The 12776-nt window shown below is 39.4% G+C and carries 9 protein-coding genes; 3 read left to right on the forward strand and 6 right to left on the reverse strand.

The genetic code is table 11. The features are described 5' to 3' along the window. The first annotated feature begins 625 nt into the window (after positions 1-625). Positions 626-1456, forward strand: a complete 831-nt coding sequence (locus V7K45_RS13450) for a lectin OAA family protein (protein WP_335004109.1) — start codon at positions 626-628, stop codon at positions 1454-1456. Between the two features lie 185 nt (positions 1457-1641). On the opposite strand, the gene V7K45_RS13455 is transcribed toward V7K45_RS13450, so the two are convergent. Further along, positions 1642-1998 (reverse strand): Spx/MgsR family RNA polymerase-binding regulatory protein, encoded by a 357-nt coding sequence (locus V7K45_RS13455; protein ID WP_335004111.1) that lies wholly within the window; start codon positions 1996-1998, stop codon positions 1642-1644. Between the two features lie 208 nt (positions 1999-2206). After that, positions 2207-2884: a class I SAM-dependent methyltransferase gene (locus V7K45_RS13460; protein ID WP_335004113.1), complete on the reverse strand. Its 678-nt coding sequence runs from the start codon at positions 2882-2884 to the stop codon at positions 2207-2209. 238 nt (positions 2885-3122) lie between these two features. Between V7K45_RS13460 and V7K45_RS13465 the strand changes: the two genes are divergently transcribed. Further along, a complete protein-coding gene (locus tag V7K45_RS13465) occupies positions 3123-5297 on the forward strand; it encodes a DEAD/DEAH box helicase (protein ID WP_335004115.1) in 2175 nt (724 codons plus the stop codon). A 321-nt stretch (positions 5298-5618) separates the two neighbouring features. On the opposite strand, the gene V7K45_RS13470 is transcribed toward V7K45_RS13465, so the two are convergent. From V7K45_RS13470 to V7K45_RS13485, 4 genes are all read right to left on the reverse strand, one after another. Continuing rightward, positions 5619-8312 carry a PAS domain S-box protein gene (locus tag V7K45_RS13470; protein WP_335004117.1) on the reverse strand — a complete coding sequence of 898 codons (2694 nt, stop codon included), beginning with the start codon at positions 8310-8312 and terminating at the stop codon, positions 5619-5621. A gap of 591 nt (positions 8313-8903) precedes the next feature. Beyond that, a complete protein-coding gene (locus V7K45_RS13475) occupies positions 8904-10082 on the reverse strand; it encodes a DNA double-strand break repair nuclease NurA (RefSeq protein WP_335004119.1) in 1179 nt (392 codons plus the stop codon). Between the two features lie 463 nt (positions 10083-10545). Next, positions 10546-11331: an HAD family hydrolase gene (locus V7K45_RS13480; protein ID WP_335004121.1), complete on the reverse strand. Its 786-nt coding sequence runs from the start codon at positions 11329-11331 to the stop codon at positions 10546-10548. 138 nt (positions 11332-11469) lie between these two features. Next, positions 11470-12036 carry a Rieske 2Fe-2S domain-containing protein gene (locus V7K45_RS13485; RefSeq protein WP_335004123.1) on the reverse strand — a complete coding sequence of 189 codons (567 nt, stop codon included), beginning with the start codon at positions 12034-12036 and terminating at the stop codon, positions 11470-11472. A gap of 326 nt (positions 12037-12362) precedes the next feature. Between V7K45_RS13485 and V7K45_RS13490 the strand changes: the two genes are divergently transcribed. Beyond that, a complete protein-coding gene (locus tag V7K45_RS13490) occupies positions 12363-12692 on the forward strand; it encodes a hypothetical protein (protein WP_335004125.1) in 330 nt (109 codons plus the stop codon). The last annotated feature ends 84 nt before the right edge of the window (positions 12693-12776 follow it).

Here is a 12776-nt window from a genome sequence, read left to right on the forward strand (position 1 = left end):
CAAACACCAAATCATTGAGGAGCCGTGTGATGGGAAACCTTCAAGCACGGTTTTGAAGACCAACGGGATTGGTGACAATCTCGTTGAGTTTAATAACTTAGGCTATAAGGTTATCTTTTGTAACCCAAGTTACTAGCTGTCCAAATCTGCTGATGCTGCTATGGAGTTGGGCAGCATGAGTTGGCTTGTTGGAATTTACAAAATATTTACAAAAGTAATCGCAAGGCCTTGTGCCCTTACCGCGTGGTCTATTTACCTGAAAATAGCTGTAAAAGACCAATCATCTACACCAATAACCCTTAACCCAAGAGTATTACGGACTGTACCAAGGGATTTACTAAGTATCTCACGGCTCGGTTAGTAAAACAAAACAACATTTTTATGAAAATTTCCTTAAGTGTACTTGTCATCTTAACTACGATAGTACTAGTATAATGACGGCAGTACAAAACACTAATACTTGCTGCTTAATAACACTTTTGCCAAGGGTTTGCGATCTAGGCTTGTTCTGTGTCAAGCTTTGTACATTGGCAAAGGTAGTGTTAATTGTGCGTACTTTTTTCCGCAATCAAATCAGATTGCTACAGATTCACTTTGATTAAACGATCAAAACTTGGAGGAAAAAATGACAACGACAACAACAGCCAATACTAATAATCTATACAACATACAAAATCAGTGGGGTGGTGCTTCTGCTCCGTGGAATCCTGGTGGAGTATGGGTAATTGGAGCTAGAGCAGATCAGCGCATTGTCGAACTCAAAGTTTCATCCAATGACAACGGCAAGACACTTACTGGAACCACGACATATTCTGGTGAAGGGCCCATCGGTTTTAAGGCTACCTTAACTGGGAGCGACACCTACAACGTAGAAAATCAGTGGGGAGGCTCATCTGCACCGTGGAATCCCGGCGGGACTTGGGTACTTGGCGCTCGCGGAAATCAAAATGTTGTTGCGATTGATGTTACATCGAGCGACGGCGGTAAAACCTTGACTGGAACTATCACTTATGATGGTGAAGGCCCCATCGGTTTTAAGAGTGCTGCTGTTGATGGCCGTATCTATAGTGTTGAAAACCAGTGGGGAGGCTCATCTGCACCGTGGAATCCTGGCGGGACTTGGGTACTTGGCTCTCGGTCAAATCAAAATGTTGTTGCAATTGATATTACATCGAACGACGGCGGTAAAACTCTGACTGGAACTATCACTTATGCTGGTGAAGGGCCCATCGGTTTTAAAGGTAACATTGTCGGCAGCAACAACTACACAGTAGAAAACCAGTGGGGTGGTAATACAGCGCCGTGGAATCCTGGTGGAACTTGGCTAATCGGTAGTCGTGTGGGACAGAATGTAGTGGCGCTCAACGTCACATCTAGTGATGGTGGGAAGACCCTAACTGGAACCACAACTTATGCTGGTGAAGGCCCTATCGGCTTCCGATCGCACCAAATTTAAAAAGGCGATCGCCCTATACCGATTATCGGTTAAGTAGGTACTGAAGCCAACCCTCAACCCCCTCCCTGTTGTCTTGTGGGAGGGGGCTATGATGTAACTTGTTTTATTAGGAAACGCTATAATAATCGCCAATAATATAGTTTCCCCTAGTTTTAACTATCGGGGAACTCAACGCTTAGAACTCTTTAAGCTAAATCTAATTTTTCTCGAACTATTCCCTCATCTCTAAAGCCAACCAGCACAGCTGTTCCATCTTTGACGAAAAGTGGACGTTTGAGCAGCATTGCATCGTGAGTGAATGCATCAACCCACTGTTCATCAGTCCAAGTCTTCTTTTCATCTCCTAAAGCGCGGTAGGATTGACCAGAGGTGTTTCGCATCGGAGCAAAACCCAAAGACTTTACCCAGTTTTGAATCATCTCACGAGTCGGCGGAGTATCTTTGGTGTTGATAAATTCATGGTCAATGTTGTTGTGTTGGAGCCATGTCAAAGCTTTTTTGCAAGTACTGCAATTGGGAATTCCGTAGACTTGAATAGACATAAAATAATTAAGCAACAATCTCCATATATGACATAGCAGGTGGAACTTCTGCTACCAATGCTCTTGTTGTAGAATTTCTATGGCAGAAATTTAAGAGTAGCGATCGCTAGAAAGCAACTAAGTCCCCATTATCTACAGCACAGCTGGGTGACTGAAGTCAAGCAGTTGTAGGACAGCAGATAGTGGGAGAATAAATCTGCTTAATACTTTACTGGCGCTCAAAGACAAAAATAATTGAAATTGGTTTATTCGTCTTGGGATGACACGGCTCATATAAATTTAGCAATCGGTAATTCCAAGCATGAAACTCGTTAATCCATGATTCGAGGGTTCTAAAATACCAAGGAGTAGGGGAAAACGGCCGATCTGAAATTGCTTGCCATGAAGTTTCGCGCCACCCATTGGAATATGTAGAGTCACCGCAAGCAATTATTGGATGAAGTGTTTGAATAATTATTTTGCCTTTGTCTTCTAACAGGCTATGACCTGCCTTTGCGATCTCATCAAGAGCGGATTCGCCTAGAATTGAAAAGTTGCAGATAAAGCAAGAGAAATAGTTAATAGTACTAAATCTTTGTGATGCCAGATCCGAGTAGGAACAGACAACAAAGCGAGAATCACCACTATGCCTTGCTGCCTCAATGAGATCGGCACAAAAATCAACACCCCAGCCATCAATTCCTAAAGAAAAAAGCTGTCGAGATAACCATCCCTCACCGCATCCAATATCTAAGAATGTTCTTGGATTAAGTTGGCTTACTGTTTTGACTATAGCGGCATCAGTGGCGATCGCACGGCTTTCAATTTGCTGCTGTCGAATTGCTTGTGTCCATAACAAAGCATTCATCTGCCATGAGTCAAGGATTCGTTTTTCATTCTCGTCCATACAACGCTGCTCAAATAGCATGAACATTTTTATACTTTAAAAATATAATGACCAAATACTCAAGATACGTATATTTCTTATCCAGCGATCGCAAATTAATCGTCCTGCGTAAGTCATCCAGAGGTTTCTGAAGCTTGTTAGGGTTTAAGAGTAGCTATGTTTCCAGAACATACGGTATAGCAATGATCCTTGATAATATCCTTGATTACCTGTTACTAACGCTTTATCCATAAAAAATATGAGCGATGCCTTTAGCCGATTTGCACCCTTCATCCAAGAATATATTTATCATCACCAGTGGACTGAATTACGTCCAGTTCAAATTGCCGCTTGTCAAGTTATATTTGACACTGATGCTCACTTACTAGTTACTGCTGCAACTGCTGCGGGTAAAACAGAAGCAGCTTTTCTGCCAGTTTTGACTCTATTACATACCAATCCTGCTGCCACAATTGGCGCATTATATATTAGTCCAATCAAAGCTTTAATTAACGATCAATTTGAGCGTCTTAACGACTTACTCAAAGAAGCAGATATTCCAGTTTGGCACTGGCACGGCGATGTTTCGCAAACTCGAAAAAACAAGCTTTTAAAGAATCCTCAAGGCATTCTCCAAATTACCCCAGAATCTCTAGAAAGTTTGTTAATTAATAAAAATAACGACCTACTTCGCTTATTTGGTGATTTAAGGTTTGTCATTATTGATGAAATTCACGCTTTTATGGGTTCAGAACGCGGTTGTCAAATTATTTGCCAATTACAACGTTTAGCAACCTTGACGCAAAAACAACCGCGTCGTATTGGTCTGTCGGCAACTCTTGGTGATTACTCAATAGCTGAAAATTGGTTGCGTTCAGGAACAGATAAGCCAGTAATTACACCCAAAATTGATGGCATAAAACGGCAAATAAAACTAGCTGTAGAACATTTTTATATTACTGATGAAGTAGATGAATCAGAGGCGACAGCTGATGAACAATATATTTTTAACCTCAGCAAGTCTCGCAAATGCCTGATATTTGCTAATAATCGCACACGTACCGAATCTGTAATTGCTTCTTTACGACAAATTGCCACAGAACAAGGACTACCAGATATATATCATGTGCATCATGGGAGTATATCTGCTAGTTTGCGGCAAGCTGCTGAAAATGCAATGCGTGAACCCAACAATCCAGCTGTTACTGCCGCCACTTTGACTCTAGAATTAGGCATAGATATTGGTTATCTAGAGCGAGTGATTCAGTTAGAATCCCCTTTGTCAGTAGCTAGCTTTTTACAGCGTTTGGGACGCAGTGGTAGAAGAGGAGAAGCTGCTGATATGCGTTTTGTCTGCGCTGAAGATAAGCCATTATTAGAAGCTTCTCTGCCAGAACAAATCCCCTGGCAACTTTTACAGTGTATCGCGATTATTCAACTTTATTTAGAGGAACAATGGATTGAACCAATTAGAGCAATTAAATATCCTTTGAGTTTGCTTTATCACCAAATAATGAGTATTTTAACAGCAGCAGGAGAAATTTCAGCTAATGCCCTAGCTAAACAAATTTTTAGTCTGCCACCTTTTGCTGCAATTTTCAAAGAAGACTTACAATTATTGCTCCACTATCTAATTGATATTGGTCATATTCAGCAGACTGAACAAGGTAAATTAATCCTTGGTTTGGCAGGAGAAAAGGTGGTGAGGAAATTTCAGTTTTATGCTGTATTTGCTGAACAGAAAGAATATATTGTTAAGCAAGGCGCAACAGAAATTGGCAGTATTGTCACGCCACTTCCTGTTGGTAATCAATTTGCTTTAGCTGGTAGAACTTGGGAAGTTGTAGAAGTTGACTTTAAAAAAAAGGCTATTTTTGTTAAACAAGCTGAGGGTAAATCTAGTATTTATTGGCGTGGTGGTGGTGGTACTATTCATACTAAAGTTTTGCAAAGAATGCAGCAAGTTTTATTTGAGAATGTCGAGTATAGTTACTTGCAACCAAATGCTTTGCAACGTTTAAGTCAAGTTCGGCAGTTAGCACAGCAAGTTGGATTAAATAAACAGAATATTTTGCAATTGGAAAAAGGTAAATGCTGCATTTTTCCTTGGATGGGTACGGTTGCTTATCGCACCTTAGAAAGATTACTCAACTCCTACTGCCGAGAATCATTGGAAATTACAAGTATTGGCGGTGTAAATCCCTATTATTTGACAATTAAATTAGGCAAGGACAAATTTAAATATCTTTATCGTGAAATTGCTTCATTGTGCGAACAAAGAATTACTTCAGAAGATTTAGTCAGTACTTCAGAAGCACCGGAAATTCAAAAATATGATAGTTTTATTCCTCATCCACTTTTATGGAAAGCTTTTGCTAATGATTATTTGGATATGAGCGAACTCAAACAGCAAGTGGCATTGTGGAGAGAATAAAAACATTACCAGTAATATCAGTTCGCATAATTATTTATGATTTCCACAGTCAATCATTGCACCCCACCCCTTAATCCCCTCCGGTGTACACACAAGTCAAATTACCCCCCTTAATCCCCCCTTATAAAGGCAGGGCTGTTTCATTCCACAAGGGCAAGAAGTTTGTCAATATCATGGGAGAGAAATCTTTGAGCATTTGTGATGGAAGCATGACCATTTCGACGGAGTATATTAAGAGCGATCGCTTTCATATCCTAGCGCTAAAGAAATGTCAAAGTACAGCTTTGCATAAAATCGTGGTGTTTTTAAACCTAGAGTATTTTAAATGGGAATTTGAATGCAGAATTCTGTGCCTTTTCCTGGTTCTGATAGACAATTCAAAATTCCCCCGTGTTTTTCTACTACAATTTGGTAGCTAATTGACAATCCTAGACCTGTTCCTTTACCTACCTGTTTTGTGGTGAAAAATGGATCGAATAACCGCTTTTGAGTGTCTTCTCCCATTCCTAATCCGTTGTCAGCAATTCGGATAACAACAAATTTACTCTCTAAAACTTCAGTACGAATTACAATTTGCGGTTTATAATTTGTTTTTATCTTGACCATTGACTCTTCTAAGGCATCGATCGCATTAGTTAAAATATTCATAAAGACTTGATTAAGCTGCCCAGCATAACAATCAACTAGAGGCAGATCGCCATATTCTTTAACTATAGATATATCTAAGCCAATTCCATTGTTTTTCCAGCGATGATGCAAAATTAATAACGTATTCTCAATTCCTTCATGAATGTTAACTAATTTTTTATCTGCTTCATCATGGCGAGAAAAATTTCGCAATCCCAATACAATTTCACGGATACGATTAGTACCCATATTCATCGAGGATAGTAGTTGAGAAAGGTCACTAGTAAGGAATTCCAAATCAATTTTTTTCGTGAAATCTTCAATTTCTACTTCCGGTTGGGGATAGTATTGCTGATAAAGGTGCAAGAGAGTCAACATCTCTTGAAAGTATTCGTTAGCATAGGTTAAGTTACCATGAATAAAATTAACTGGGTTGTTGATTTCATGAGCAACTCCAGCAACTAATTGTCCTAAGCTAGACATTTTTTCGTTTTGGATCAGTTGAGATTGAGTTTGTTGCAATTTATGCAAGGTTTCGGTGAGTTTTTCAGCTTGAGTTTGAGCTTCTAAAGTAGCAGTGCGACTTTGGGTATAAAGTTGTGCATGATCGATGGCGATCGCTAGTTGATCGCAAACAGCTTGTAGTAGGCTAATTTCACTGTTATTCCAAATGCGATCGCCACTACAATGACTACAGACAATTGCCCCAATCTCTCCAGAATTACTCTTAACTGGTAGCATTAGTTGAGATGTAATCCCAAACTCAGTTAAAAGTTCTTGCATATCATAATCAAGTGGTGATTTATTATTAATATTTTCTATACAAATTAGCTCTTGAGAGAGAAGTGTTTGGGTCAAAAAATTGCTTTTTTGCAGTGGAATACTGCCTAACATACTTGCCAAATTAGGGTTTCGCGCTTCATAGGTAATAGTCAAGCTTGGTTGGGATGGATGCGGTAAGTAAGAAAGAAAGTAGCAACGATCAATTTGTAATAAGCTGCGAATTTCGTTTACAGCTGTTTCTAAGATCATATCTAGGTTAAGAGAACTGCGAATTTGGCTAGCTAAACGCAGTAATAAGGCTTCCCTACGGCTGAGGAGTTCTTCTCGCGCCCAGATTCGGTCAATAGCTACAGCAATATTATTAGCAATCCAATTTAATAGGTTATGAGTTGGTTCGGTAAATAATTGCTTGCTGAATAAAGCAATTATGCCGATTAATTGCTGCTCTACTATCAGAGGATAAGCAGAAAATCGAGAAATTGAAAATGTAGATTCTATAAGCTTTACTGAATGATTAATTGATAATTCTTGGTTAAAAATAGCTTGATGGTTTTGAATCATTAAGCCAATAGTATTATTAACTAAAGCGATATGATCTGGGAAATCTTGGGTATCGCTCAAAGCACTACAAGTAATCTCTGTGCAATGAACGCCAGCTTGTAATTGTAGCTGGTTTGTCTGGCGTTCAAATGTCCAGATACAAACAAAGCCGATATCAAGGTATTGGGAAATAGTATTTGTACAATTTTGCAGAATTTCTGGAAGTGTGCCACTTTGAGATAAAGCTAAACTGACTTCTGCACTCAAAACTGACAAGCGCGATCGCTCCAATAAAGCTAACTCTGAAAGCTTACGCTGTGTAATATCTGTACGAATAGATACATATTGATAGGGCTTTCCATCTTGTCCCAACATTGGGGCGATCAAAGTATCAACCCAATAAAAAGTTCCATCCTTGGCTTTATTTTGAATTTCTCCCTTCCATATTTTCCCTTGGGCAATAGTTTTCCATAAACTTGCAAAAAATTCTTTTGTGTGATGTCCAGAATTGATAATCCGATGATCTTGCCCTAGAAGTTCTTCTGAAGAATATTTAGAAATTTCACAAAATTTTTCATTAACATAAGTTATTCTTCCAGTTCTATCAGTAATAGCTACCAGTGAATGAGCATTTAAGGCAAATCTAAAAGCTTCTAATTCTTTGATAGATTTTTGTAGCGCTATCTCGTTCTCTTTATTAATAGTTATGTCACGAGCTACTGCATAAATCAATTGTTCTTCACTGAAAGCAGTCGCATTCCATGACAGCCATTTGTAAGAACCATCCTGACAAAGATAGCGGTTTTCAAAGCTGACTGCATCTACAGATTGTGCAATTTTCTGAGCTGCAAAAATAGTGGATTCACGGTCTTCAGGATGAACAAATTCGATAAACGGTTGAGCAACAAGTTCCTGAATTGACCAACCTAGTATTTTTGTCCATACCGGATTTAAATACTTAAAATAACCCTCAAAGTTAGCAATGCAAAATAAATCTAGAGAAAGTGAGAAAAAGCGGGAGTATTTTTCTTTAGATTTGTTGAACTCATATTTAACTAGTTTCATCAGCTTTTTAGGTATTAATCTTTTTGGAAAAATGTTAAATAAGTTAATACGTTTTTTTATTGAAGTTGAATTACCATTTTGATGTAATATATCAACCTAAAGACTCACGTAATGCCAGTTCTAACCAAGACTGTTGAGCTTACCAATAAATGGGAAAAGGTTAAAGGGTAAAGGGGAAAGGGCAAAGGGATGATGATTGTCGCGCCACAAGAGGCGAGGTTTTTACCTTCCCCATAAAATTTGGATTATTTCGCGCCACTTGCGGGCGAGGTTTTTACCTTTCCCCCTTCCCCTTTCCCCCTTCCCCTTTTTTATAAAAACGTAATTAACTTGATGTAGAGCCAATAAGTATCTAGTAATTTCTACTGAGTAAATTAGCTAGCTATTGAGTTAATTCTCTACTAAATAAAGGTTTCCCTAAAAAGCTGTAAAGTAAACATTTATATTTAAAATTTAAAATAACAAGTGTTACGTAAACTGAATTAATCAGAACTTTTATCTGTAATTGTCCTTAAGTAGCTAAGGTATTAGTACCGCAAAGCGTAATTCGTAGTTAAGAATTCAATTACGAATTATGAATTACAAATTATTTTAAGCAATACTCCCGCGCTTTCTAGCTTCTTTGTAGGAAGTTCCCACATTTTTCAAACCAGCTTTAATCATTTGTTGTTCGAGAAGAGCAAAGAAACGCGCTCGATCGCCACCTTTTACCACTGCTTGATTATGCGCTTCCGCGATCGCTACAGGATAGCCATATCCTTTTTGCACTTGTGCTAACATCAATCCCAGTGCTTGATCTAACATGGTTGTATTCTCGGCTACCCATGCCGGAACTTCAATCCGGGCAATTTCAGTGCCAACGTGGACGTAGCAAAAGTAAATTGTTTGATCGCCGTAGAGTTCGAGAATGGGGGAATTGCTGCGCCACAAGGTACTGCGTTGTCCTGGTTTGAGTCGGTTTGCCCAAACAGAAGTATCTCGCAATTGTTCAAAAATTTTACAAGGTACTTTTTCTAGCTGATTTGGGCAATGACTTTTACAGTCTGGCGCTGGATGGGGACAAGCTAATAACCGTAAAAAGTTCATTGTTTCGATGCTGCGAGAGGCGCTAAGATAGCCCATTAAAGGAATTCCAGCATCACGCATCTGCTGCCAAGCTTCTAAGATGGGGGGTAAAATGCGATCGCGTGCATCCATCGGCAATTGTTCTAAAAACCAGTAAATTAGCGAACCATCTACCATCGCTAGCGCTGGCGTTTCCTTTTGCGCTGCATCACACGCCAGTTCTGCCAACACCGTTGCTTCTGAAGCAGTACGGCGAAAACTCATCCATTCCTCGGTTCTAATTCCCCACTGCCGAGACATATATAAATCTTCTGGGCGATAAAATACTTCTGGCAAACTATCGAGTAGTGGATGGCGATTTTGTCCGTAGTGTAAGACGACTCTGCCGATATTTAAGAGATAACAGTAAGCAATTTCGTGATGATTGGGGGCAATTTGAGAACCATCGGTAGCGATGACAGTATGAATTTTCGGGGGAACTGGGATATCGATGCAGGTTTCTAGCGGCTCAATTGGGGTAGCATTAGCAAAGAGAATGCGATCGCGCCATTTTTCCTGGCGATCGATTAAATCTTGTTGACACTCGTAAGCATTTTTTAAATGTTGTTGTGCCATTTCTAAACGCTGACGACTGGCAGCAGCTTCTAATGTAAGATGCTGACTTAAACCCTGCATTTGTCGCGCTAGTTTTGTGAGGTCAAGCATAAAAATAAGTGCTAAGTGAAGAATGAATAGTTATGAGTTATTATTTCACCTAAATTTACAAAATACATAGTTTTATTTAATAGATATCTGGCAAAAGTCCCTCACACTTACCCCTTAGTAAGCGGAGGAGAGACAAAGCATAGCTTTGGCAAGGTGAGATTCAAATTTTGTGATTTATAAAGAAGGGGAAGGGGGACTGGGGTTGGGGGAAAGGAAAAAACCTCGCCTCTTGTGGGGCGAAATAATCCAAATTTTATGGGGAAGGTAAAAACCTCGCCTCTTGTGGCGCGACAATCATCATCCCTTTCCCCTTTCCCCTTTCCCCTTTCCCCTTTCCCCTTTAACCTTTTCCCTTTTATGCAAAGGGTTTAATAGACATAACCAGAAATCAAATATGCATTATTCAGAACTTTTGTAGAGACGTAGCAGTGCTACGTCTCTTTTTTACTAAATGTTTAATAGATTAAAGCCAAGCTGAGAAATCCTTAGTAAACTGAGAAAGTGATAACAACTGAATTCGCGGATCGTTTTGGGCAAATTCCCGTTCTGCTTGGGTATTATAGCCCCAGTCTGCAAGAAAAAGTTTCACATCCTCAAGGTCTGCTTGCTGTTGGACTAACTGTAACGCCTTGAGTCTATCTTCTACAAACCAGAGACTAACTGGCTTATCACCTGCTGACTGGATTAATTCTCGTAAAATCTCATATTTGGGACGCTTGACTTCTTTGCCAAAAATTACCTCCGGTGGTAAATTCACCCCTTCTTGTTGCAACAACTGTTGCACAAAACGCCCTTCTTTAGTTGTCACAATAAATAGCTTAACTCCACTGTCAACAGTTAATTTGATTTTTTCTACTACACCCGGATAAAATTTATGTAGACTCAGCCAACCACCTAAATCTGTGGTAATCCATTCATCTCGCTGTTGATCTAATTTCGCAGCAATTTCTCTTGCTTGTAGTTTGTCATCTAACAAAAGTTGTGGGGCGATACTTGTCCACTCATGAAGAATCTTATCATCAGGAATTCCATCTAACAAAGCTTTAATTAAAACGGGCATTTCCCAACCAGTTTCAATAACAGGGCGTAGACGATAGAATCTTAAAGCTAAATCATCTGGTGGTGTGTCATTAGTAGGAGACCAAATTTCACAGTAGGTACGCCATGCTACCTCAAAATATTCAATTAGTCCGTCGCAAATCACTCCATCAAAGTCCAGGGCTAAAATTTTGGGACTACTTGCGGTCATTGGTTTGAGAATAAAACTGCTGTTGTCAGCTTACCCGACAAATTTAAATCGTGCAGTAATTTTTGTTAGTGTTTTATAATTCACAAATTTGCTGAAAAAGTATGATGGCATTGTGACATTTGATTGGTTATTAGTAGGTTAACGAGGATCTACAGCAGGTTTGCGATCGACTAAACGAATTTGGTTTTGCTTGACTACTACGGTAATTAGTGGTAGGGAACGTTTAGCTGGGCCATGAACAACTCGACCCTGAGAATCGTATTGAGATCCATGACAAGGACAAATAAAGTGATTCTTCTCAAGATCCCACTTGACTGTACATCCTAAATGGGTGCAGATTGGATTGATAGCGTACTCAGCAATCTGTGGCCCGTCTTGAATAATTAGATAATCAACGCTACGATCTGGCAAGCCTTTTACGAGAATCGGAATTCCTGGCTTTGCGGTTGCTAATAGTGCATTAGCTTCAATTTGTTTGCCGTCTTCAGCCAGTGCCACCGATCCTGGCAGATAATTTTGACAGCGTGAATTCTTGGGATAAAGTGAGCAAAGGGTTTCTAGGTCTATCTCACGACTTTGGCTGACTTTGGGAAATAGATATCCGATAGCTACTGATGCAACTGTAGTACCTAGCATATAGGTCAAAAAATCCCGGCGCGTTTTTATTCTCACTGGAATTTTGCCATTAGTAGAAGAATGTTCCATGATGATTCGATTTATCAAGAAAGGTCTACTAATATACTACGGTGCGATCGCATTAGGATTAATGAAAATTTGTGTTTGCTATGGGTTCATTTTCATAAAATTGCTTTTTTAAGAGCTGTTCCTGAACTGTAATTTTTATTTATTATTTATTTCTGGAGTGGGAGGTTATTTATAAACCTCAGAGCTAGGCTATAACCTAAGATATGTTCCTCACAAAATCTCTTCAAAATATATTCTCAAACTCTCCCCAGAGAAAGAACTCTTTATACCCTTGATTTTTTAAGCTGTTGTTAGTCGAGTTCCATTTTTTAATAACTGAAAGCGCCATGAGTAATAAAAATCAAGAAAATCAAATCGATCAACCAGTAACTGAAGACCGGGATTCTCGTGAGTTAGACGTGAACAAAGAAAATTTAACCGCGAATCCAGGAGATAGAATTTCTGATAAGCCTCAATCAGTTGAAGAGAAGGCTAAACAGGCAGCTGTTGATGATGTACCAGATATTACAGGCGATCGAATCACAGTCCCGACTTACTTCGTTGTGGATGAACCCGACGGCGAAAAGAAGGCACTCCATCACGTTAAAGACGCTGAAGAAATCTCCGACGTAATTCGGCAGGCAAGACTTGACGAAAATGGAAATCGAATTTGGTAGTAGTTGTTTATTAAAGACGCAGAGACGCGGAGAAGTTATTAAATACTCTCTCCGTTTCTTTGTGTCTCTTACCCACTGTATCTT

It is taken from the genome of Nostoc sp., from assembly GCF_036917375.1.
Taxonomy (GTDB): Bacteria; Cyanobacteriota; Cyanobacteriia; order Cyanobacteriales; family Nostocaceae; genus Nostoc.

Bases quoted from the DNA above. Each gene is read 5' to 3' on its own strand.
- V7K45_RS13470 (WP_335004117.1), bottom strand. From the start codon at position 8,312: ATGAAACTAGTTAAATATGAGTTCAACAAATCTAAAGAAAAATACTCC.
- V7K45_RS13490 (WP_335004125.1), top strand. From the start codon at position 12,363: ATGAGTAATAAAAATCAAGAAAATCAAATCGATCAACCAGTAACTGAA.
- V7K45_RS13450 (WP_335004109.1), top strand. From the start codon at position 626: ATGACAACGACAACAACAGCCAATACTAATAATCTATACAACATACAA.
- V7K45_RS13475 (WP_335004119.1), bottom strand. From the start codon at position 10,082: ATGCTTGACCTCACAAAACTAGCGCGACAAATGCAGGGTTTAAGTCAG.
- V7K45_RS13465 (WP_335004115.1), top strand. From the start codon at position 3,123: ATGAGCGATGCCTTTAGCCGATTTGCACCCTTCATCCAAGAATATATT.
- V7K45_RS13460 (WP_335004113.1), bottom strand. From the start codon at position 2,884: ATGGACGAGAATGAAAAACGAATCCTTGACTCATGGCAGATGAATGCT.
- V7K45_RS13485 (WP_335004123.1), bottom strand. From the start codon at position 12,036: ATGGAACATTCTTCTACTAATGGCAAAATTCCAGTGAGAATAAAAACG.
- V7K45_RS13480 (WP_335004121.1), bottom strand. From the start codon at position 11,331: ATGACCGCAAGTAGTCCCAAAATTTTAGCCCTGGACTTTGATGGAGTG.
- V7K45_RS13455 (WP_335004111.1), bottom strand. From the start codon at position 1,998: ATGTCTATTCAAGTCTACGGAATTCCCAATTGCAGTACTTGCAAAAAA.